General features: G+C 74.5%; 5 protein-coding genes. All 5 read left to right on the forward strand.

Annotated features, from left to right (window positions below):
* The 5 genes from H5965_RS42520 (at window position 1) to H5965_RS42540 (ending at window position 24,391) form a co-directional block, all read left to right on the forward strand.
* The gene (locus H5965_RS42520) at window positions 1-225 is read left to right on the forward strand and encodes an MbtH family NRPS accessory protein (protein ID WP_091309248.1); all 225 of its coding nucleotides are present in this window, start codon (window positions 1-3) and stop codon (window positions 223-225) included.
* A gap of 71 nt (window positions 226-296) precedes the next feature.
* Complete coding sequence (locus H5965_RS42525; protein ID WP_310976939.1) at window positions 297-1,637, forward strand: serine hydrolase domain-containing protein; 1,341 nt, start codon at window positions 297-299, stop codon at window positions 1,635-1,637.
* Between the two features lie 145 nt (window positions 1,638-1,782).
* Window positions 1,783-21,942, forward strand: a complete 20,160-nt coding sequence (locus H5965_RS42530; RefSeq protein ID WP_310976941.1) for a non-ribosomal peptide synthase/polyketide synthase — start codon at window positions 1,783-1,785, stop codon at window positions 21,940-21,942.
* Window positions 21,939-23,189, forward strand: a complete 1,251-nt coding sequence (locus tag H5965_RS42535; RefSeq protein ID WP_310976942.1) for an MFS transporter — start codon at window positions 21,939-21,941, stop codon at window positions 23,187-23,189. Before H5965_RS42530 ends, H5965_RS42535 begins: the two co-directional genes overlap by 4 nt.
* On the forward strand, window positions 23,186-24,391 hold the full coding sequence (locus H5965_RS42540; RefSeq protein WP_310976943.1) for a cytochrome P450: 1,206 nt from the start codon (window positions 23,186-23,188) through the stop codon (window positions 24,389-24,391). The genes H5965_RS42535 and H5965_RS42540 overlap by 4 nt, the downstream gene beginning before the upstream one ends.
* Window positions 24,392-24,429 lie beyond the last annotated feature (38 nt).

Here is a 24,429-nt window from a genome sequence, read left to right on the forward strand (position 1 = left end):
ATGCAGGACGACGCCGAATTCCAGGTACTCGTGAACGACGAGGGCCAGTACTCGCTGTGGCCGGTCGCGAACGAGGTACCCGCGGGCTGGCGCGCCGACGGCTTCCGCGGCGGCCGCCAGGAGTGCATGGACCACGTCGACGAGGTGTGGACCGACATGCGGCCCCTGAGCCTGCAGCGGCAGATGGCCGCCGACGCCGAGCCTGCCGCGGCCCGTCGTGAGTGAAAAAGCGGGTTAGCACCCGCCTTTCCCCTCACGACCGGCTCCTTCGACCCGACGCGGAAGGTCCCCACCCCATGCCCACACCCACCACACTCACCCAGTCCACCCTGCGGGTGCCGGTACCCGCGGCCGACGGCCGGCTGCAGCGGCTGCTCGCCGGGCTGGCCCACAAGCACGGCGTGCCGGCCGCCCAGCTGGTCGTCACCGACGGCGGCCGGACGGACTCCGTCACGGCCGGTGAGATCACCGCCGAGGCGAAGGTCCCGGCCGGCTCGATCACCAAGGCGTTCACCGCGGCCGTGGCGATGCTGCTCGTCGCCGACGGCGACCTCGACCCGGACGACCCGCTCGGCGAACACCTGGACGGCCTCGGCCCGCAGGTCGGCAGACCGACGGTCGGGCAGGTGCTCAGCCACACCGGCGGGCTGCCGGCCGCGCTCGGCGCCGCCGCCGACGGCGGCTCGGCCCGCCGCTACCTGCGCGCCTGCCGCGAGGCCGGGCTCGTCCAGCCGCCCGGCCTGGGGTTCTCCTACTCCAACGTCGGGTACGTGCTGACCGGGTACGTGATCGAGGCCATCACCGGGATGAGCTGGTGGGAGGCGGTGGAGACGCTGCTGCTCGACGAGCTCGGCATCGACGCCGCGTTCGTCGTGGAGCCGGGCGCACGCCGCCGGACCGGCGCGCACGTCAGCGGGCACGCCGTCCACGCGGCGACCGGCCGGGCCCGGCCGGTCGCGCAGACCCTGACGCCCGCGGAGGCCGCGGCCGGGGCGCTCGCGCTGAGCGCGTCGGACCTGGCGGCGTTCGGCGGCCTGATCTGCGGCGGCGACGGCCCGCTGCCGGCGGACCTGGCCGAGCTCATGCGCCGGCCGGTCCCGGGGGCGGAGCCGTTCGGCCTGGCCGACACCTGGGGGCTCGGCCTGGCGGGCTACCGCGGCGCGGACGCGGATTGGACCGGCCACGACGGCACAGCCGACGGCACCTCGTGCCACCTGCGGATCGACGCCGCACACGGCCGGATCGTCGCGTTGACCACCAACGGGAACACGGGTGCGGCCCTGTGGACGGACCTGGTCGCGGCGCTGCGCGCCGAGGGCCTGCCGGTGGGCGACTATGAACTGCCCCGCGACCTCGACCGGGCCGCCCGCCCGGCGGCGGACCTGACGGGGCACTACACCAACGGCGACCTGGAGTACCAGGTGGACGTCCGCGCGGACGGCGACGCGGTGCTGGTGGTCGACGGCGAGGTGTACCCGGAACTGGCGCTGCTGCGCGACGGGTCGTTCTCGGTCCGCGAGCCGGCCACCGGCCGCCGCATCATCGGCGGCCGGTTCCTGACCGACCCGGCGACCGGGACGGTCAGCGCCATGCAGGCCGGCGGCCGCGTCGCCCGGCGGCGCCGCCGCGCCTCCTGAATTCCCCGCTCCGGCCGGAGGCGCGAGTGTCGCGAATGAGTCATGGGGGACCTCCGGCGTCCCGAATGAGTCATTCGCGGCATTGAAACCCCGGGCGACATCCAGACCCGGACCACCCGAACTGCGTTGTGAGGAAACGAAAGCGATGACCACCTCGAGGAAGAGCCGCATCGATGCGTTGCCCGCCGAGCTGCGGGAGACGCTCAAGCGCCGGCTGGCCGGGCGGGCGGAGCGGACCGATGTCATCGGCCGGGCGCCGCGGGAGGACGCCCTGCCGTTGTCGTTCGCGCAGCAGCGGCTGTGGTTCCTCGACGAGTTCCGCCCCGGGGATGCCGAGTACAACAGCGCCGTCGCGCTGCGGCTCACCGGGCCGCTCGACACCGGCGCTCTCGCCGGCGCGTTGCAGCAGCTGGTGGCTCGCCACGAAGCCCTGCGCACCACCATCGACGACGCCGGCGGCACCCCCGTCCAGGTCATCCACGACACCCTGGAAGTCCCGCTGCGGACCGTCGACCTGACCAGCGACCCCGCGCTGCGGCCCGCCGACCTCGACGAGGTGCTGGGCACCGAGTACAGCCGGTCGTTCGACCTGCGCCGCGGGCCGCTGGTGCGGCTGCTGCTCGTCCGGGCCGCGCCGGAGCACCACGTCCTGCTGATCACCGCCCACCACGTCGTCACCGACGGCGAATCGATGGGCATCCTCGTCGGTGAGCTCGGCACGCTCTACGCGGCCGCCGTCCGGGGCGAGGCCGCGGACCTGCCCGAGCCGGCCGTCCAGTACGCGGATTTCGCCGTGTGGCAACGCAACCGCCTCGCCGGGCCCGCCCTCGACCGGCACCTCGCCTACTGGACGACGCAGCTCGCCGGCGTCGAACCGCTCGACCTGCCCGCCGACCGGCCGCGGCCCGCCGTGCGCACCACCGCCGGGGCCGTGCACCACTTCCGCGTCCCGGCCGGTGCCGCCGCCGGGCTGGCCGAACTGGCCCGGACCCACGACACCACGCTCTACACCGTCCTCGTCGCGGCCTGCCAGGTGCTCTTCGCCCGCTACACCGGCCGCACCGACATCGCCGTCGGCACCGTGGTGTCCGGCCGGAACCGGCCCGAACTGCAGCGGACCGTCGGCTTCTTCGTCGACACCGTCGTCATCCGGTCCACTGTGGACCGAACCGCCCCGTTCGGGACGTTCCTCGACGCGGTCCGCGCGACCGTGCTGGAGTCCTTCGAGCACGCCGAAGCCCCGTTCGAAAAGCTCGTCGAAGCACTGCGCCTCGACCGCGACGCCAGCCGCACCCCGCTGTTCGACGCGATGGTCCTGCTGCACGGCAGCGCGGGCGGCCCGGTGGACTTCGCCGGGCTGACGGCCGAGCCGGTCGAGGTGGCCCGCCGGGCCGCCAACTTCGACCTCACCGTCGAATTCCAGCCGGCCGGCGGCGCCCTCGAAGGCTCCCTGGAGTACAACACCGACCTCTTCGACGCGCGGACCGCCGTCGCGATCGGCGAGCACCTCACCGTGCTGCTGACCGCGATCGCCGCCGACGCCCGGCGCCCGGTCGGCGACCTGCCACTGCTCACCGCCGCTGAAGAATCCCGGCTGCTCACCGAGTGGAACGCCACCGAACTGGACGTCCCCGCGGCCACCCTCACCGAGCTGTTCGAGTCCCAGGCCCAGCGCAGCCCGGACGAGACCGCGCTCGTCGCCGGCGACATCGCGCTGAGCTTCGCCGAGCTCAACGCGATGGCCAACCGCCTGGCCCGCCACCTCGTCACGCTGGGCGCCGGCCCCGAGCGCGTCGTGGCCCTCGCCCTCCCGCGCACCGCCGACGCGATCGTCGCCTTCCTCGCCGTGCTCAAGGCCGGTGCGGTGTACCTGCCGATCGACCCCGCCCTGCCCGCCGACCGGAAAGAGCTGCTGCTGCGCGACTCCGGTGCCGAACTGGTCCTCGGGCCGGCGGACATCGCGGACCGGGACCACCCCGGTACCGACCTCACCGACGCCGACCGGATCGCGCCGCTGCGGCCGGACAACACCGCCTACGTCATCTACACGTCCGGGTCGACCGGCCGCCCGAAGGGGGTGGCCGTCCCGCACCGCAACCTCACCAACCTGCTCTTCAACCACCGCACCGATTTCGCCGCACCCGGACGCCGGCTGCGGGTCGCGCTCACGGCGACGCTCTCCTTCGACACCTCCCTCGAAGGCCCGCTGCTCATGGCCGACGGCCACGAGCTGCACCTGATCGGCGAGGACACCCGGCTCGACGCGGACGCGCTCGTCGACTACATCGCCGAGCGCCGGATCGACTTCCTCGACCTCACCCCGACCTACCTGCGCCGGCTGATCCCCGCCGGGCTGCTGACCGACCCGCGCCACCGCCCGAAGATCCTCATGCTCGGCGGCGAAGCCCTCGACGACACGCTCTGGCGGGACCTCTCCGGCGCCGAAGTCACCGTGGCGCAAAACTTCTACGGCCCCACCGAGTACACCGTGGACGCCGTGTCGTGCCGGGTCGGCGAAACCGCCCGCCCGGTGCTGGGCCGTCCGCTGGCCAACACCCGCGCCTACGTCGTCGACCAGGACCTGCGGCCGGTGCCCGCCGGCGTGCCCGGCGAACTTTGCCTCGCCGGGGCGCAGCTCGCGCGAGGCTACCTCGGCCGGCCGGGCCGGACCGCCGGCAGCTTCGTCGCGAACCCCTTCGGCGCGCCGGGGATGCGCATGTACCGCACCGGCGACCGCGTGCGCTGGACCGCCGACGGGCAGCTGGAGTACCTGGGCCGCCTCGACGACCAGGTGAAGATCCGCGGCTTCCGCGTCGAGCCCGGCGAGGTCGAGGCCGCGCTGGTGCGCCTGCCCGGCGTCTCCGCCGCCGTCGTCGTCGCCAACCGGCCCGAAGGCGGGCACGCCCGGCTGGTCGCCTACGTCGTCGGCACCGCCGAGGTCACCCCGGACAGCCTGCGCGCTGCTCTGCGGGCCACGCTGCCCGACTACCTGGTGCCCTCGGCGTTCGTCCCGATCGACGCGATCCCGCTGACCCCGCAAGGCAAAGTCGACCGCCGGGCGCTGCCCGCCCCGGACGCGCCGGCGGACGGCCAGGCCTACGTGCCCGCGCGCACCGCCGTCGAACACCAGCTGGTGGCGATCTGGTCCGAGGTGCTCGGCAACGACCGCATCGGCGTCGAGGACAACTTCTTCGGCCTCGGCGGCGACTCGATCCTCAGCATCCAGGTCGTCGCCCAGGCCCGCCAAGCCGGCCTGCGGCTCACCTCGCGCGACATCTTCCTGCACCAGACCATCGCCGGCCTCGCGACCGCCGTGCAGACCGCCGCGGTGCTCACCCCGGCGGCGGGGCCGGTCGCCGGCCCGGCCCCGCTCACCCCGATCCAGCACTGGTTCTTCGCCACCCACGGGCCCCTGGCCCACTTCACCATGTCGCAGCTGCTCGAACTGCCCGCCGACGTCGACCAGCAGGCGCTGCGGACCGCCCTCGACGCGGTCGTCGCCCACCACGACGCCCTGCGCACCCGGTTCTTCACCGTCGACGGCCACTGGCGGCAGGAGGTCACGCCGACGCCGCCGACCGGCGTCCTGCGGATCCGGGACCTGTCCTCCCTCGGCGACGCCGGGCAGCGCGCCGGTATCGAGGCCGCGGCCGCGCAGGTGCGCGCCGGCCTCGACCTCGCCACCGGCACCCTCGCCGGCGCGGCGCTGCTCCTGCGCGGCACCCGGCCGCCGCTGCTGTTCCTGGCCGTGCACCACGTCGTGACCGACGGCGTGTCGCTGCGGCTGCTGCTCGGCGACCTCGAAACCGCCTACGGCCAGGTCGTCGCCGGAGCCCCGATCCGGCTCGCGGCCACCGCCACGCCGTTCACCCAGTGGGCGCACCTGCTGGAACAGCACGTCCGCGACGGCGGGTTCGACGACGACCTCGAGCACTGGACGCGGGTGGCCCGCCGGGTCCCGGCGCAGCTGGCCGCCGACCACGCGGGCGCGGGCACCACCGGCTCCACCCGCACGCTGACCGTGACCCTCGGCGCCGAAGACACCGACGCGCTGCTGCACCGCGTCCCCGCGACCTACCGGACCCAGGTCAACGACGTGCTGCTGAGCGCGCTCGGCCGGGCCCTCGCCGACCGCACCGGGGAAGACGGAGTCCTGATCGCCCTCGAGGGGCACGGGCGCGAGGACGTCCTCGACGGCGTCGACCTCTCCCGGACGGTCGGCTGGTTCACCACGCAGTTCCCGGTGGCGCTCGACCTGCCGCCGTCGGGGGAGTGGGGTGCCACGCTCAAGGCGGTCAAGGAACAGCTGCGGGCCGTCCCGCGCCGCGGCCTGAGCTACGAGGCGCTGCGGTACCTCGGCGAGCCGGACGCGCCGGGCCATGCCCTGCAGGCGTTCCCGCTGCCGCAGGTCTGCTTCAACTACCACGGCCGCTGGGACGCCCAGGCCGGCGACCGGGGGCTGTTCCGCGGGCGGCACGACAGCCCGGGCGCGGACATCGCCCCGGAAGAGGCGAGCACCTACCAGCTGGACGTCACCGGGGTGGTGGAGTCCGGCGCGCTGTCGCTGACGTGGTCCTACTCCGACCAGGTCAACGACGAGCACACCGTCCGCGAGCTGGCCGAGGCGATGCTGACCGGTCTGCGGGAGATCGTCGCGCACTGCGCGCAGCCCGGCAGCGGCGGCCGCACGCCGTCGGACTTCCCCCTGGCCCGCCTCGACCAAGCCGGAGTGGACCGCCTGGCCGGGGACGGCCGCGACGTCGACGACATCTACCCGCTGACCCCGCTGCAGGCGGGGATGCTGTTCCACAGCCTGCTCGATCCCACCGCCGACGCCTACGTCGATCAGGCCAGGATGCTCCTGGACGGCGTCCGCGACCCCGACGCGTTCGCGCAGGCCTGGCAGCAGGTCGCCGACCGCACCCCGGTCCTGCGCACCGAGCTGGTCTGGGACGGCCTCGAGGAACCCCTGCAGGTCGTGCGGCACCGGGCGGTCGTCCCGATCACCCGCCACGACTGGCGGGGCCTTTCCGAAGCCGAGCAGACCGCACAGCTGGACCGGCTTTCGGCGGAAGACGCCGCCACCGGCCTGGACCTCACGACCGCGCCGCTGATGCGGCTGGCCGTCGTCGCGCTCACCCACGACCGCGTGCTGCTGATGTGGACCTCCCACCACATCGTGCTCGACGGCTGGAGCCTCGCCCAGATCTTCACCGAGGTGTGCGAGCAGTACGCCGCGATCACCGAGCACCGGGTCCCGCGGGTGCCGGCCCACCGGCCCTTCCGCGACTACCTCGGCTGGCTCGCCGCCCAGGACGTCACCGCGGCCGAAAACCACTGGCGTGATGTGCTTTCGGGCTTCGCCGCCCCGACCCCGCTGCCGTGGGACCGGCCCCCGGCGCAGGCCCACCGGACCCGTTCGTCGCGCACGATCCGGACGTCGTTGTCCCCAGAGGACACCACTCGGCTGCGGGACGTGGCCCGGCGCCACGGCCTCACCGTCAACACGCTCGTGCAGGGCGCCTGGGCGCTGCTGCTGGCCCACTCCGGCGGCGAGTCCGACGTCGTGTTCGGCACCACCGTCTCCGGCCGCCCCGACGACCTGCCGGGCGTGGAGAACATGATCGGGATGTTCATCAACACCGTCCCGACCCGCACGCGGATCGACCGTGGCGAGCCGGTCCTGGCCTGGCTGCGCCGGCTGCAGGACGAGCAGAACCAGGCCCGCCGCTACGACTTCCTCGCGCTGGGCAAGCTGCGCGCCCTCAGCGACGTCCCGCCGGGGGAGAACCTGTTCGACAGCATGGTCGCGTTCGAGAACTACCCCTTCGACGAGAACGCCGCCGCGCAGGCGGGCGTCACCCTGCGCGAGGTGACCGCGCTCGACGCCACGACGTTCCCGGTCACCCTGCGCGCCTACGCCGACCGGCAGCTCGGCTTCGAGCTGGCCACCGACCCGGCGCTCTTCGACGAGGAGACGGCCACCGCGCTGGCCGCCCGGCTGGAGACCCTGCTGCTCGGGCTCGCCGAGGACCCGGACCGCCCGATCGCCCGGCTGCCGTGGCTGTCGGCCGCCGACCGCGCCCGGCTCACCATCGAGCCGCTCCCGTCGCTGCCCGCGCCGACCCTCACCGAGCTGTTCGCCGCCCAGGTCGCGGCCCACCCGGACGCGGTCGCCCTCACCGCCGAAGGCACGCACTGCACCTACGCCGAGCTGAACGCGCGGGCCAACCGCTTGGCGCACCGGCTGATCGCGCTCGGCGCCGGGCCGGAACGGTTCGTCGCGCTGCGCCTGCCGCGCTCGCCGGAACAGGTCGTCGCGATCCTCGCCGTGCTCAAGGCCGGGGCCGCGTACCTGCCGATCGACCCGGCGACCCCGGCCGAACGCGTCGAGCGGATGTGCGCCGACACCGCTCCCGTCGCCGTCCTCGGCCCCGACGACGTCGACGTGGCGGAGGGGCCGGACACCGATCCGCCGCCGCGCTGCACGCCGGACCACCCCGCCTACGTCATCTACACCTCCGGCTCGACCGGGCTGCCCAAGGGCGTGGTGATCCCGCACCGCAACGTCACCCGCCTGTTCGCCGCGACCGCTCGCTTCGGCTTCGGGCGCGACGACGTCTGGACGCTGTTCCACTCCTACGCGTTCGACTTCTCCGTCTGGGAGATCTGGGGCCCGCTGCTGCACGGCGGCCGGCTCGTCGTCGTGCCGCACGCGGTGTCCCGCTCGCCGCGGGAATTCCTGCGGCTGCTGGCCGACGAGCGGGTCACCGTGCTCAACCAGACGCCGTCGGCGTTCTACCAGCTCGTCCGGGCCGACGAAGACGACCCCGGCGCCCGGCTCGCGCTGCGGTACGTGATCTTCGGCGGCGAGGCGCTCGACACGCGCCGGCTGGCCGGCTGGTTCGCCCGCCACGGCGACCGCGCCCCGCGGCTGGTGAACATGTACGGCATCACCGAAACCACCGTGCACGTCACCGAACACGACCTTCGGTCCGATGTGGACACTCCGGGTGTCATCGGTACCGCCCTGCCCGACCTGCGCGGGTACGTCCTCGACGCGGACCTGAACCCGGTCCCGGCCGGGGTGCCCGGCGAGCTCTACGTGGCCGGCGACGGCCTGGCCCGCGGCTACCTCGGCCGCCCCGGGCTGACCGCGGCCCGGTTCGTGGCCGACCCCTTCGGGGCACCCGGGTCCCGGATGTACCGGTCCGGCGACCGCGTGTCCCGCACCCACGACGGTGCCCTGCGCTACCACGGCCGCGCCGACCAGCAGGTCAAGATCCGCGGCTTCCGGATCGAACCGGGCGAGATCGAAGCGACCCTGCTGGCCTTGCCCGACGTCGGGTCGGCGGCGGTGCTGGCCCGCGAGGACGAGCCCGGCCGCAAGCGGCTGGTCGCCTACGTCGTCCCGGCGAGACCGGACGCGCCGCCGAGCACCGCGCGGCTGCGCGAGCACCTGGGCCGGTCGCTGCCGGACTACATGGTGCCCTCGGCGTTCGTCACGCTCGGCGAACTCCCGTTGACCCGCAACGGGAAGCTCGACCAGCGAGCGCTGCCGGCCCCGGCCGCGGCCGCGGCGGAACCCGCCGAGTTCGCCGAACCCCGCACCGAAACCGAACGCACGGTGGCGGCGGTCCTGGCCGCGACGCTCGGCCTGGAGCGCGTCGGCGCCGACGGCAACTTCTTCGAACTCGGCGGGGATTCCATCCTCAGCATCCGGTTCACCTCCGCGCTGCGCGGGGCCTTCGGCGTCGACGTGTCCCCGCGGACGGTGTTCGACCACCCGACGGTGGCGGGCCTGGCCGCCGCGCTGCCCACCGCGTCGGCCACGCCGCTGTCCGCGGCGATCACGCCGGTGGGCCGCGACGGCGAGCTGCCGCTGTCCTTCGCCCAGCAGCGCCTGTGGTTCCTCGACGACTTCGCGCCCGGCAGCACCGACCACGTCACGGTCTTCGGCGTGCGGCTGCGTGGCGATCTGCGGCCCGACGCGCTCGCCCGGGCGCTCACCACGCTGATCGCCCGGCACGAGTCGCTGCGCACCACGTTCCCGGCCGTCGACGGGCGTCCCCGCCAGGTCGTGGGGGAGCCGTGGCAGCTCGCGCTGCCGGTCACCGACGTCACCGCCCCGGAGGAACTGCGGCGGCTGCTGGCCGAGGACCTCGCCCGGCCGTTCGACCTCGCCCGGGGCCCGCTGCTGCGGGCGCGGCTGGTCCGCGTGGCCCCGGACGACCACGCCCTGGTGCTGTCCCTGCACCACATCATCACCGACGGCTGGTCGATGGGTGTCCTGATCGGCGAGCTGGCCACCCTCTACGGCGACGAGCGCGCCGAACTCCCGGCGTTGCCGATCCAGTACGCGGACTTCGCCGCGTGGCAGCGCGAGCGCCTCACCGGCGACTTCCTCGACGAGCAGCTCGGCTTCTGGCGCCGGGAGCTCGACGGCCTGCGCCCCCTCGACCTGCCGACCGACCGCCCGCGTCCGGCCACCCGGACGTCGAACGGTGCCGAGCACGAGTTCACCCTCGGCGCCGAGGCCCTCGCCGGGTTGCGGCGGCTCGGCCGGGACCGCGACACGACGCTGTTCACGGCGCTGGTCGCGGCCTGCCAGCTGGTGCTGCGCCGCTGGTCCGGCCAGGACGACGTCGCCGTCGGCACGGTCACCTCGGGCCGCGACCACCCGGAGGTCCAGGACCTGGTCGGGCTCTTCGTCAACACCGTCGTGCTGCGGTCCTCAGTGGACGGACGCCGCGGCTTCGGCGAACTGCTCGGCACCGTCCGCCGGACCGTGCTGGACGCCTTCGCCCACCAGGAGGTGCCGTTCGAGCGGATCGTCGACGAACTGAGCCCCGACCGCGACCCCAGCCGCACCCCGCTGTTCGAGGTGCTGGTCACGCTGCAGAACGCCGGCAACCGCCTGCCTGCTCTGGCCGGCCTCACCGCCGGCGAGCTGACGCTGCCGATGACCACGGCCGGGTTCGACCTGAGCGTCGAGTTCGAAGAGCGCCCGGACGGGCTGCGCGGGCTGCTGAACTACAACACCGACCTGTTCGACGCGGCGACCGTGCGCCGGTTCGCCGAGCAGCTCACGGTCCTGCTCGCCGCGGTCACGGCCGAGCCCGACCGGCCCGTCGACACCCTTCCCCTGCCCGCGGCCGAAGAGGAACTGGTCGTCGGGACGTGGAACGCGACCGGCCGGCCGGAACCGGAGACGACCGTCGTCGGGCTGTTCGAGGCGCAGGCCGCCCGGACCCCGCACGCGACCGCGCTCGTCAGCGGCGGCACCACGCTGACCTTCGCGGAGCTGAACGCGCGCGCCAACCGGGTCGCGCGGGTCCTCGTCGCCCGGGGTGCCGCGCCCGAGCGGCTGGTGGCGGTCGCCCTGCCGCGCTCGGCCGAACTCGTGGTCACGATCCTCGCCGTCCTCAAGGCCGGTGCCGTCCACCTGCCCCTGGACCCCGAGCTTCCCGAACGGCGGCGGGAGGCGCTGCTGGCGGACGCGCGTCCGGCCCTCGTGCTCACCGAACCCGTTGCCGCCGAGGGAGCGGACACGAATCCCCCCGACCGGCCCGCGCCGGACCACGCGGCCTACGCGATCTACACCTCCGGCTCCACCGGAACGCCGAAGGGCGTCCTCGTCACCCACCGCGCCCTGGCCAACTTCGCCGTCGACCACGCGGATCGGTTCACCGCCGCGGCCGGGAAGGACCGGCTGCGGGTGGCGCTGACCGCCGCGTTCTCCTTCGACGCGTCCTGGGAAACCGTGCTGCTGATGCTCACGGCCGGGCACGAACTGCACGTGATCGACGGCGACACCCGGCTCGACCCGGTCCTGCTCGCCGGGTACGTCGCCGAGCACGAGATCGATCTGGTCAACTCGACACCGTCGTTCGTCCGGCACCTGCTGGAAGCGGGTCACTGCCCGCCCGTGCTCCTGGTCGGCGGGGAGGCCGTCGGCGAGGCGTTGTGGCGCGACCTGAGCGACCTCGACGGCGTCACCGCGTTCAACCTCTACGGCCCGACCGAGTGCACGGTCGACGCCACCCTCTGCCGGATCGGCGAGACCGACCGCGAAGTGATCGGCCGTCCCACCGGGAACGTGCGGGCCTACGTCCTCGACGACCGGCTGCGTCCGGCCCCGATCGGCGTGCCCGGCGAGCTGCACCTGGCGGGCGTCCAGCTGGCCCGCGGCTACCTGAACCGGCCCGGGCTGACCGCGGACCGCTTCCGCGCCGACCCCTTCGGCCCGCCGGGCAGCCGGATGTACGCCACCGGCGACCGTGCCCGCTGGACCGCCGACGGTCACCTCGAGTACCTCGGCCGCGTCGACGACCAGGTCAAGATCCGCGGCTTCCGGATCGAGCCCGGCGAGGTCGAGGCGGCGCTGCGAGCCCTGCCCGGCGTCGCCGACACGGTGGTCGTCGCCCGGGACGGCCGGCTGGTCGCCTACGTCGTCCCGGGTTCCGCGGCGGATCCGGCGCGACTGCGGACGGCGCTGAAGGAAACGCTGCCCGAGCACCTGGTGCCGTCGGTGTTCGTCCCCCTCGAACGGCTGCCGCTGGCCAGCAGCGGCAAGGTCGACCGCCGCGCGCTGCCCGCGCCCGCCGTCCACCCGGCCCCGGCCGCGGGCCGGACCGCCCCGCGCACCGACGCCGAGCGGCTGCTGGCGGAGATCTGGGCCGACGTCCTCGGCGTCGGCGAGCCGGGAGTGGACGACAACTTCTTCGCCCTCGGCGGCGATTCGATCCTCAGCATCCAGGTCGTCGCCCGGGCCCGGCGGCACGGCCTGCGGCTGACCTCCCGGGACGTCTTCCGCCACCAGAGCATCGCCGAGCTCGCGCTCGTCGCCGGCACCGGGTCCGGTGCACCCGAGGCCGGATTCACCGGTGCGGCACCCCTCACACCGATCCAGCGGTGGTTCTTCGAAACCGGCCGCCACGACCACTTCACCATGTCCACGCTCGCCGAACTCGACCCGGACGTCTCGGTGCCCGCCCTCGAAACCGCCCTGGGTGCGGTGCTGGCCCGCCACGACGCCCTGCGCACCCGGTTCACCGGCGACGGAAGGCAGGAGTTCCGGACCGGCGCCGCACTCCCGGCCCTGCGGCACGTGTCCGATGTGGACACCAGGGCGGTCGCGGCCGAAGCCCGCGCCACGCTCAGCGTCGAGGACGGCCCGCTGGTCGCACCCGTGCTGATCACGGCCCCCGGACAGCCACCGCGGCTGCTGCTGGTCGTCCACCACCTGGTGATCGACGGCGTGTCCTGGCGGATCCTGCTGGAAGACCTCGAAACCGCCTACCGCCAGGTGGCCGCCGGGCAGCCGGTCGACCTCGGCCCGGCCCCGGCGAGCTACCTCCGCTGGGCGGACCGCCTCGCCGGGCACGGCTTCGACGCCGAACTGCCGTACTGGACCGGCGTGCTCGACGGCGTCGACCCCGCCCTGCCGGTGGACGCGACGGGGGAGAACACCGCCGGAAGCGCCCGCACGATCACCGTCCGCCTGGACGCCGGGACCACCGACGCCCTGCTGCGCCGAGTGCCGGAGGTCTACCGCACGCAGATCAACGACGTCCTGCTCAGCGCGCTCGGCCGGGTGCTGGCCCGCTGGACCGGCCGCGACCGCGTCCTGGTTTCCCTGGAAGGCCACGGCCGCGAAGAGCTCTTCGACGACCTCGACCTCTCCCGCACGGTCGGCTGGTTCACCGCCGAATACCCGGTCGCGCTCAACCTCCCGGCGGCCGACGACTGGGGACCGACGCTCAAGGCGGTCAAGGAACAGCTGCGAGCCGTCCCCGGCAAGGGCCTCGGCTACGGCTCGCTGCGGCGGCACGGCGACCCGGTGCCGCAGATTTCCCTGAACTACCACGGACAGTGGACGGCCGGTGGCGACGCCGAGGGGCTGTACCGCGGCTGGGGCGGCGACCTCGGCGACGACATCGACCCCGCACGGCCGCGCACCGCCCTCCTGGACGTCGTCGGCATCGTCGACGGCGGCCGCCTCGAACTGGCCTGGACCTACGCCCCCGGCATCCACCGCGAAGACACCGTGCGCGGGCTCGCCGGGCAGGTCCTGACGGCGTTGCGCGAGATCGTCGCGCACTGCGCCACCCCGGGGGCCGGCGGCCGCACGCCGTCGGACTTCCCCCTGGCTCGGCTGAGCGCGGCCGAACTGGACACCGTGGCCGGCGACGGCCGGGCGGTCGAGGACGTCTACCCGCTCACCCCGCTGCAGGCCGGGATGGTGTTCCACACCCTGGTCGACGACGGGTCCCCGGCCTACTTCGAGCAGGTCCGCATCCGGCTCGCGGGGGTCGCCGACCCGGCCGGGCTCGCCGCGGCCTGGCAGCGGGTCGTCGACCGGACACCCGTGCTGCGCACGCGGCTCGTCTGGACCGGCGTCGAAGAGCCCGTGCAGGTGGTGGACCGGGCGGCGACCCTGCCGGTCACCCACCACGACTGGCGCGACCTCGGCCCGGCCGGGCGGAAAGCCGCCCGGGAGGAGGCGCTGGCGGCCGACCGGGCCGTCCCGTTCGACCTGACCCGGGCCCCGCTGACCCGGCTGACGATCGCCGCCCTCCCCGGCGACGAGGTCGACCTGATCTGGACGTCCCACCACGTCCTGTTCGACGGCTGGAGCTCCGCGCAGGTCTTCGCCGAAGCCTGCGAGGAGTACGCCGCCGCGTCCGCCGGTGTCCGGCCCGCCCTGGTCACCCGGCGCCCGTACCGGGACTACCTCGGCTGGCTGGCCGGCCGCGACCAGGCCGCCGCCGACGCGTTCTGGGCGGACACCCTGGCCGGCTTCGACGCGCCGACGGCGTTGCCCTACGACCGCCCGCCCGCCGAAGCCCACCAGTCCCGCTCGACCGACTCGGTCCGGATCGAGCTGCCGCCGGCCGCGACCCTGCGGCTGCGGGAGTTCGCCAGGACCCACGGCCTCACCGTCAACACCGTCGTGCAGGGCGGCTGGGCGCTGCTGCTGGCCATGTTGTCGGGCGACCGCGACGTCGTCTTCGGCACCACGGTGTCCGGCCGCCCGGCCGACCTGGCCGGCGTGGAGACCATGATCGGGCTGTTCATCAACACCATCCCCACCCGCGTCCGGGTGGACGGCGCCCAGCCGGTCGCGCGGTGGCTCGGGCAGCTGCAGACGGCCCAGAGCGAGGCTCGCGACCACGACTTCGTGTCGCTGGCCCGGCTGCGCCCGCTCAGCGACGTCCCGGCGGGGCAGAACCTGTTCGACAGCATGGTCGTGTTCGAGAACTACCCGATCAGCGAGCCCGCCACCGCGGGCGCGCCCCGGGTCGTCGAGGTGGCCTCGGCCGACGCCACGAACTTCCCGCTGTGCCTGCGCGCGTCCCTCGACGAAGGCCTCGCGCTCGACCTCGCCTACGACCCGGCGCTCTTCGACACCGGCACCGTCACGGCGATGACGGACCGGCTGGCGTGGCTGCTCGACGCCGTCACCGCGGACCCGGACCGGCCCCTGGCCCGCGTGCCGTGGGTCGATGTCGCGGAACGCGCCAGGGTGCTCGCCGACGCCCACGGCCCGGGCGCCGCCGGGACGCCGTCCACGGTGCCCGCGCTGTTCGCCGACGAGGTCGCCCGCCACCCCGGCGACCCCGCCGTGCTCGCCGGCGAGCGGACCCTGACGTACCGGGAGCTGGACGAACGGGCCAACCACCTGGCCGGGCGGCTGGCCGGACTCGGCGTCGCCGTCGAGGACCGGATCGGGCTGCTGCTCGAGCCGTCGGTGGACCACGTCGTCGCCGAACTCGCCGTGCTCAAGGCGGGGGCGGCCTACGTGCCCCTGGACACCCGGGCGCCGCACGAGCGGTTGCGGGCCGTGCTCGCCGAGGCCGGGGTGTCGGTCGTGGTGGCCGGTGACACCTGGGTGCCCGCCGCCGAAGCCGTCCACAGTGGACCGGTGCTGACCGTCGGCGAGCAGCGGTCCGCCGCGGCGCCCGACGCTGTCGTGGGACCCGAAAACCTCGCCTACGTCATGTACACCTCGGGTTCCACCGGGGTGCCGAAGGGCGTCGCCGTGCGCCACCGCGACATCACCGCGCTGGCCCAGGACGGCCGATTCGCCGGCGGTGCCCACACGCGGGTCCTCTCGCACTCGCCGCTGGCCTTCGACGCCTCCACCTACGAACTGTGGGTCCCGCTGCTGGGCGGCGGCGCGACGGTCCTGCCCGACGGGCCGGACCTGACGCCGGAGTCGTTGCGGCACGCGATCTCGGCCCACGGCGTGACGTCGGCGTGGCTGACCGCCGGGCTCTTCCGGCTGCTCGCCCAGGACGCTCCCGACGGCCTGCGCGGCCTGCGCGAGGTGTGGACCGGCGGCGACGTCGTCCCGCCCGCCGTGGTGCGCGCGGTCCAGGCCGCGTGCCCCGGCCTCGTCGTGGTCGACGGCTACGGCCCCACCGAAACGACCACCTTCGCCACCTCCTTCCGGATGGCCGGCGAGCCGGTCCCCGAACCGGTGCCGATCGGCCGTCCGCTCGACGGCATGCGCGCGTACGTGCTGGACGCCGAGCTGCGCCCGCTGCCCGCCGGCGCCCCCGGCGAGCTGTGCCTGGCCGGCGCGGGCCTGGCGCGCGGCTACCTCGGCCGGCCCGGCCTGACCGCCGAGCGGTTCGTGCCCGACCCGTTCGGTGCGCCGGGGGAGCGGATGTACCGCACCGGCGACGTCGTCCGCCGCGGCGCCGACGGCGAACTCGTGTTCCTCGGCCGGTCCGACGACCAGGTCAAGCTGCGCGGGTTCCGGATCGAGCTCGCCGAGGTCGAGGCCGTGCTGGCGGCCCATCCGGCCGTCGCGCAGGCGGTCGCGAGCATCCACACCGACCCGGCCGGTACGCGGCGGCTGATCGCGCACGTCGTCCTCGAACGCGCCGCCGATCCGGACGAACTCCGCGCGCACACCGCCGCGACACTGCCCGAGTACATGGTGCCCGCCGTGGTGCTGGTGCTGGCCGCGCTTCCGTTGAACCGCAACGGGAAGGTCGACCGCCGCGCGTTGCCGGCGCCGGACGGCCCGGTCCCGTCGCAGCGGCCGTACGTCGAACCGGCCACCGCGACCCAGTGGGCCGTCGCCGGGATCTGGCAGCGGCTGCTCGGTGTCGAGCGCGTCGGGGCGCAGGACAACTTCTTCGAGCTCGGCGGCGATTCGATCCTCAGCATCCGGCTGGTGTCCCGGCTGCTGGCCGAATGCTGCGTGTCGCTGTCGCCGCGGGCGGTGTTCGCCCACCCGACGGTGTCCCGGCTCGCCGCCGCGATCGAAACGGTCGGGGCGACGGCGGCCGACCCGATCCCGGCCGTGCCCCGTGACGGGGAGCTGCCGCAGTCCTTCGCCCAGCAGCGGCTGTGGTTCCTCGACGAGTTCGAGCCGGGCGGCACCGAGTACGTCACGAGTTCGGCCGTGCGCCTGCGCGGCGAACTGGCCGTCGACGCGCTCGCCGCGGCGTTCACCGCGCTGGTCGCCCGGCACGAGCCGCTGCGGACGACGTTCGGCTCGGCCGACGGCCACGGCGTCCAGATCGTGCACCCGCCGTCGCCGGTGCCGCTGCCGGTCGTCGACGCCCGCGAGGAGGACCTCGCGGAGATCCTGCGGGCCGACGCCGGACAGCCCTTCGACCTGAGCGAAGGGCCGCTGCTGCGGGCGAAGCTGATCCGGCTCGCGCCGCGGGAGCACGTGCTCACGGTGGCGGTGCACCACATCGTCACCGACGGCTGGTCGAACGGCCTGATCGCCGAAGAGGTCGGCGCGTTCTACGCGGCGGCGCTGCGCGGCGAACCGGCGGACCTGCCGCCGTTGCCGGTGCAGTACGCGGACTTCGCGGCCTGGCAGCGCGGCCGCCTCGCCGAGCGGGTCCTGGCCGGCCAGACCGACTACTGGACCGAGCGCCTGCGCGACCTGACACCGCTGGAGCTGCCCACCGACCGGCCGCGCCCGCCGGTGCGCACCACGCGCGGCGCGACGCACGAGATCGTCGTCCCGGCGGCGGTGACCGCCCGGCTCGAGCAGGTGAGCCGGCAGCGGGAGACGACCCTGTTCACCACGCTCGTCGCGGCGTGCCAGGTGCTGCTCGGCCGCTGGGCCGGCCAGGACGACGTGGCGGTCGGCACGGTGACGTCCGGCCGGGAGCGGCCGGAACTCGAAGGGCTGGTCGGGTTCTTCGTCAACACGCTGGTGCTGCGGTCGCAAGTCCGTCCGGAGGTGGCGTTCACGGCGTTCCTCGACGACGTCGCGGCCGGGGTGCGGGCGGCGTTCGACCACCAGGACCTGCCGTTCGACCGGGTCGTCGACGCGGTCCAGCCGGGCCGCGACCCGAGCCGGACACCGCTGTTCCAGGTGATGGTGGTGCTGCAGAACAGTCCCCGCGAGACGGCGCACCTGCCCGGCCTGGAGACCGAGGAGCTCCCGCAACCGGCGACGGCGGCGAACTTCGACCTGACCCTGGAGTTCCAGCCGGACGGGGGAGAGCTGCGGGCGGCGCTGACGTACAACACGGACCTGTTCGACGCGGCCACGATCGACCGCCTGGCGGCGCACCTGGGCGTCCTGCTGGCGGGGGTGGCGGACGACCCGGACCGGCCGCTGGCCCGGCTGCCGCTGATCGGCGCGGCCGAACGCGAGCTGGTCGTGGAGGCGTGGAACGACACGGCTGTCCCGGTGGAGCCGGTTGCGTTGCCCGCGCTGATCTCGGCCGGTGCCCGGCGGACGCCGGACGCGCCGGCGGTGATCGGCGGCGAGTCCCTGACGTACGCCGAGCTGGAGGAGCGGGCTTCGCGGCTGGCGTCGGTGCTGGCCGGGTACGGGATCGGGCCGGAGCGGATCGTGGCGCTGGCGCTGCCGCGGTCGGTGGAGATCGTGGTGGCGCAGCTGGCGGTGTGGAAGGCCGGCGGGGCGTTCGTCCCGGTGGACCCGACTTACCCGATCGAGCGCATCACGTTCATGCTCGCGGACGCGCGTCCGGCCCTGGTCCTGACGCTGGACGGTCTGGCACCGCCGGTCCCGGACGGGGTGCCGGTGCTCTCGCTGGACGACCCGGCGGCGTTCGCCGGCGAGCCCGCCGAGGCTGTCCCGGTGCGGCCGGAGCACCCTGCGTACGTCATCTACACCTCGGGGTCCACCGGGCGGCCCAAGGGCGTGGTCGTCACCCACGCCGGGCTGGCGTCGTTCGCCGCCGCCGAGGCCGAGCACCTGCGGGTCGCGGTGGGGGATCGCGTCCTCGCCTACTCCTCGCCGAGTTTCGACGCTTCGATCCTCGAACTCTGCCTGGCCCTGCCGTCCGGTGCGGCGCTCGTGGTGGTGCCGCCCGAGCCGTTGCTCGGCGAGCCGCTCGCCGAGTTCCTGGCGGCCCACCGGATCACCCACACGCTGATCCCGCCGGCCGCGCTGGACACGGTCCCGGCAACGGACCTGCCGCACCTGCGCACGCTCGTCGTCGGCGGCGACGCCTGCCCGGCCGAGCTCGTCGACCGGTGGTCCCCGGGGCGGCGGATGATCAACGCGTACGGGCCCACCGAGTCGACGATCGTCGCGACCTGGAGCGAGCCCCTGGTCCCCGGCACACCACCCCCGATCGGCCGGCCCATCCCGAACACCCGGGTGTACGTGCTCGACGCCGCCCTCGAGCCGGTACCGATCGGAGTGGCCGGCGAGCTGTACGTCGCCGGGCCGAGCCTGGCCCGCGGCTACCTCGACCGGCCGGGCCTGACGGCCGACCGGTTCACGGCGAACCCGTTCGCCGCGCCGGGCGAGCGCATGTACCGAACGGGCGACGTGGTCCGCTGGACCGCGGCCGGCCACCTGGAGTTCACCGGCCGAGCGGACGACCAGGTCAAGGTCCGCGGCTTCCGCATCGAACTCGGCGAGGTCGAGGCGGCCCTGACCCGCCACCCAGGGGTGGCGGCCGCGGTGGCGGCGGTCCAGCAGGACGAGTCGGGGCACAAGCGACTGGTCGCCTGCTTCGTCGCCGCGCCGGTGCCTGAGGCGTTGCCGGAGACCGCGCGCGCGGCTGGGGCGGACATCGCGCCGGAGAACGGATCGGGGGTCGCGATGGCGGCCGCGCCGCAGGCCGACTCGGAGATCGCGCCGCCGATCGTGCCGGGGGCCGAGCTGCACCCGGCGCCGGAGAACGGATCGGGGGCGCTGCCGGAGACCGCGCGCGGGGCTGGGGCGGGAACCGAGCCGGAGCCCGGGCCGGAGATCGGGGCGGACATCGCGCCGGAGAACGGATCGGGGGTTGCGATGGCGGCCGCGCCGCAGGCCGACTCGGAGGCCGCGCCGCCGATCGTGCCGGGGGCCGAGCGGGGGACTGCGCCGGAGGTCGAGCCGTACTCCGCGCCGGAGAACGGCTCGGGGGTCGCGATGGCGGCCGCGCCGCAGGCCGACTCGGCGGCGGCGCCGCCGATCGCGCCGGGAGCTGGGCGGGAGGCCGGGCGGGGGACTGCGCCGGAGGTCGAGCCGCACCCCGCGCCGCAGACCGACCCGGAGGCCGGGTGGCGGACCGCGCCGCCCACCGAGCCGGCGGCCGGTCCGGTCAGTGCCGCCGAGTTGCGCGAATTCCTCGCCCGGTCGCTGCCCGGCCACCTCGTCCCCTCGGCGCTCCTCGAACTCCCCGCCTTGCCGCTCAGCCCGAGCGGCAAGGTCGACCGCCGCGCTCTTCCCGTGGTCACCACCGCCGCCGAGCCTGCCGCCCGGCATGTCGAGCCGGTCACCCCGGCCGAGCGGGCCCTCTGCGAGATCTGGGCCCAGGTCCTCGGCCTGGACCGGGTCGGCACCGCCGACAACTTCTTCGAGCTGGGCGGAGACTCCATCCTCAGCATGCAGGTCGTCTCGCGCGCCCGCCAAGCCGGCCTGCGACTATCCACAAAGGACATCTTCCTGCACCAGACCATCGCCGCCCTGGCGCCCGAAGCCGGCGCGGTGGCCGAACCGACCGAAGCCGAGGGCCCGGTCGTCGGCCCGGTGCCGCTGACCCCGATCCAGGACTGGTTCTTCGCCACCCACACCGTCAACCCGCACCACTTCAACCAGTCGATGCTCGTCGAGCTCGCCGACGGCTTCGACGCCACCGCCCTCCAACAAGCCCTCGCCGCGGTCTGGACCCACCACGACGCCCTGCGGATGCGCTTCACCCAGACCGAAGACGGCTGGCACCAGCACAACGCCGACGTCGAGCCGGTGCCCGAACTCCGCCGCGCCGACCTCACCACCGAGGCCGACCGCCCGGCCGCCCTGGAACGAATTGCCGACGCCGTCCACGCCGGGTTCGACCTCACCCGCGGCCCGCTGCTGGCCGCCGTCCTGGTGACGGCCGATCCCGGGTGGCGGCCGCGGTTGTTCCTGGCCGCGCACCACGTCGTCGTCGACGCCGTCTCCTGGCGCATCCTGCTCGACGACCTCGACACCGCCTACCGCCAGGCCGTCCGGGGCGTCCCGATCGACCTCGGGCCGCGGACGACGTCGTTCCGGGACTGGGCGCACCGCCTGCGCGACCACGTCCGCGGCGGCGGCTTCGACGACGAACTCGAGTACTGGGCCGGCCTGCCCGCCGCGGGCGCGCTGCCGGTGGACGACGACGCCACCGGCACCGGCACCGCCGAGGTCACCGTGGTGCTGAACGCCGATGACACCGACGCCCTGCTGCGCTCGGCGCCCGCGGCCTACCGCACGCGCGTCAACGACGTCCTGCTCACCGCCCTGGCCTGGGCACTCGCCCGGTGGACCGGCCGCCCGGACGTGGCGATCGCCCTCGAAGGCCACGGCCGGGAGGACGTCCTCGACGGCGTCGACCTCAACCGGACCGTCGGCTGGTTCACCACCCTGTTCCCGGTCGCACTGTCCGTGGAGGACACAGAAAGCGCGGACTGGCGGACGCTCGTCAAGTCCGTCCGCAAGCAGCTGCGGGCCGTGCCCGGCAACGGGTTCGGCTACGGCGCCCTGCGCCACCTCGGCGCACCGGACGTCCGGGAGCGGCTGGCGGGCCGCACCCCGCAGATCTCGTTCAACTACCTCGGCCAATGGGACGGGGCCGGCGGGCCGGCGACGTCCGAGAGCCTCTACGCCGCCGTCCGCGGTTCGCTCGGCCGCGATCACGACCCGGACGAGCACCACCCGCACCTGCTCGACCTGGTCGGCGCGGTGCAGGACGGCGAGCTGGTGTTCTCGCTGATCTACCAGCCCGCCCGCCACGACCGGCGGACCGCCGAAGCGCTGGCCGGCGACTTCGCGGCGGCGCTGCGGCAGATCGCCGCCGACAGCCAGGTCCCGGCCCGCCGGAAGGAGCGGCGGTGACCACGCGGCTGTCGCGCAACCGCAACTACCAGCTGCTGTGGGGCAGCCAGGCGCTGTCGGAGGCCGGGTTCAGCGCGTCGATGATCGCGTTGCCGCTGCTGGTCCTGACGGTGACCGGCTCGCCGGCGCTGTCCGGGCTGGTGCTCGGCGTCGACGCGATGGCCCAGCTGGTCGCCGGGCTGCCCGCGGGCGCGCTGGCCGACCGGTGGGACCGCAAGAAGATCCTGCTCGGCTGCGAGGCGGTGTACGCGCTGGCGGTGGGGAGCCTGGCCGCGGCGATCTTCTGGGACAGCGTGGGCGTCCCCCACCTCATCGCGGTCGCGGCGGTGATGGGCTGCTGCCGGTCGCTGTTCGGCCCGGCCGAAGGCGCGATGCTGGCCGGCGTCGTGCCCCCGGTCCAGCTGCCGACGGCGGTGGCGATGAACTCCGCGCGCGGCGCGCTCGGGCAGCTGTCGGGCACCGCGGTCGGCGGGTTCCTCTACGGCCTCGGGCGGGCCGTCCCGTTCGCCTTCGACGTGCTCGTCCACCTGGTTTCGCTGGTCGCGCTGACCTTCGTCCGGGCGCCGCGCCGCGAGGCCGCGCCGGTCGAGGGCGGGCACCTCGGCAAGGAGATGGCCGAGGGGCTGCGCTGGGTGTGGAGCGAACGGCACGTGCGCGTCACGGTGGCGTGCGCGGTCAGCCTGAACTTCTTCTTCAGCGCCTACTACATCGTGATCATCGTGCTGGCCAAGGACCGCGGCGTCACGTCGGGCGAGATCGGCGTGATGGCCGCGATGCTGGGCGTCGGCGGCGTGGTGGGGTCGCTGATCGCGCCCTACCTGCAGCGGCGGCTCAGCCCCTACGTGTCGATCATGAGCGTGTTCTGGGTCCTGACGCTGCTGACGCCGCTCGCGGCCGTCATCCACGGCGGCTACCTGCTGGGCGCGCTGTTCGTCGCGATGGCCCTGCTCCCGCCGACCGCCAACACGACGATCGGGACCTACCAGCTGCTGCTCACCCCCGACCGGCTGCGCGGCCGCCTGACCAGCGTGATGGGCGTGATCGGCGGGGTGTCCGCGGCGACCGGGCCCGCGTTCGGCGGCCTGGTGGTGCAGACGTTCCCCGGCACGAACGCCGTGCTGCTGTGCGCCGCCGGGATCGCCCTGGTGACCCTGGTCGTCACGGTCAGCCCCACCCTGCGCCGGTTCCCCCGCGCCGACACCCTCGTCCCCGAACCCCAGCCGACGACCGAGGAGAAAACGTCATGACCACCCAGGAATCCGGCGTCTCGTTCGCCTTCGAGGAGCTGCTGGCCCGCTCGGCCGAGCTGCGCGAACGCGGCCCGGTGCACCACGACGAAGAGCGAGGGCTGTGGCGGGTGCTCGACCACGCGGGCGTCTCGCGGGTGCTGTCCGACCCGGCGGGGTTCTCGTCGGACTTCAGCGGGCTCACGCCGGTCCAGGAGGACTTCGAGACGTTCCGCAAGGGCAACTTCGTCGGGATGGACCCGCCGGACCACCGCAAGCTGCGCACCCTGGTCAGCCAGGCGTTCACCCCGCGGGTGGTGGCCGGCCTCGAACCGCGGATCCGGGCCATCGCCGGCGAGCTGCTCGACGAGGTCGCCGGGGAGTCGCGCTTCGACGTGGTCGACGCGCTGGCGTACCCGCTGCCGATCATCGTGATCGCGGAGCTGCTCGGGGTGCCGGTGGCGGACCGCCCGCTGTTCACCCGCTGGGCCCAGGTCCTCTTCAGCGGCGACCAGCTGGGCGAGTCGGCCGACATGGAAGACATCCAGCGCGCGCTGGACGCGATCGCGCCGACGATCCGCGAAATGAACGCCTACATCCTGGACCACATCCGCCACCACCGCGCCCACCCCGGCCCGGGCCTGACGAGCCGGCTGGTGGAGGCGGAGTTCGACGGGGAGCGCCTCGAGGACCAGGAGATCGTCGGGTTCGTCGCGCTGCTGCTGATCGCCGGGCACATCACGACGACCGCGCTGCTGGGCAACGCGGTGGTGACGTTCGACCGGAACCCCGCGGCCGCGGCGGCGCTGCGGTCCGCGCCGGAGAGCGTGCCGGCGGCGCTGGAGGAGGTGCTCCGGCTGCTGCCGCCGTTCCCGGAGCTCGGCCGCCGGACGACGCGCGAGGTCGAGCTGGGCGGCCACCGGATCCCGGAGAACTCGATCGTGATGGCGGACCTGGCGTCGGCCAACCGCGACCCGGCGGTGTTCGACCGCCCGGACGCGTTCGAGCCGGGGCGGACGCCCAACCCGCACCAGACGTTCGGCCACGGCATCCACTTCTGCTTCGGGGCGCCGCTGGCCCGGCTGGAGGGGCGGATCGCGTTCGAGGTGCTGTTCTCGCGGTACCGGGACCTGGCGGTCGCCACGGACGCGCCGGTGGTGTTCCAGAACCCGTCGGTGATCGTGAGTGTGCGGCACCTGCCCCTGGACGTCGAACGGGCCTGATGTTCCGGATGCGCTCTCACTGGGTAGCCCCTGGGTGT

Source organism: Amycolatopsis sp. 505, assembly GCF_031625235.1.
Lineage (GTDB): Bacteria > Actinomycetota > Actinomycetes > Mycobacteriales > Pseudonocardiaceae > Amycolatopsis.

Bases quoted from the DNA above. Each gene is read 5' to 3' on its own strand.
- H5965_RS42520 (WP_091309248.1), top strand. From the start codon at position 1: ATGCAGGACGACGCCGAATTCCAGGTACTCGTGAACGACGAGGGCCAG.
- H5965_RS42525 (WP_310976939.1), top strand. From the start codon at position 297: ATGCCCACACCCACCACACTCACCCAGTCCACCCTGCGGGTGCCGGTA.
- H5965_RS42530 (WP_310976941.1), top strand. From the start codon at position 1,783: ATGACCACCTCGAGGAAGAGCCGCATCGATGCGTTGCCCGCCGAGCTG.
- H5965_RS42540 (WP_310976943.1), top strand. From the start codon at position 23,186: ATGACCACCCAGGAATCCGGCGTCTCGTTCGCCTTCGAGGAGCTGCTG.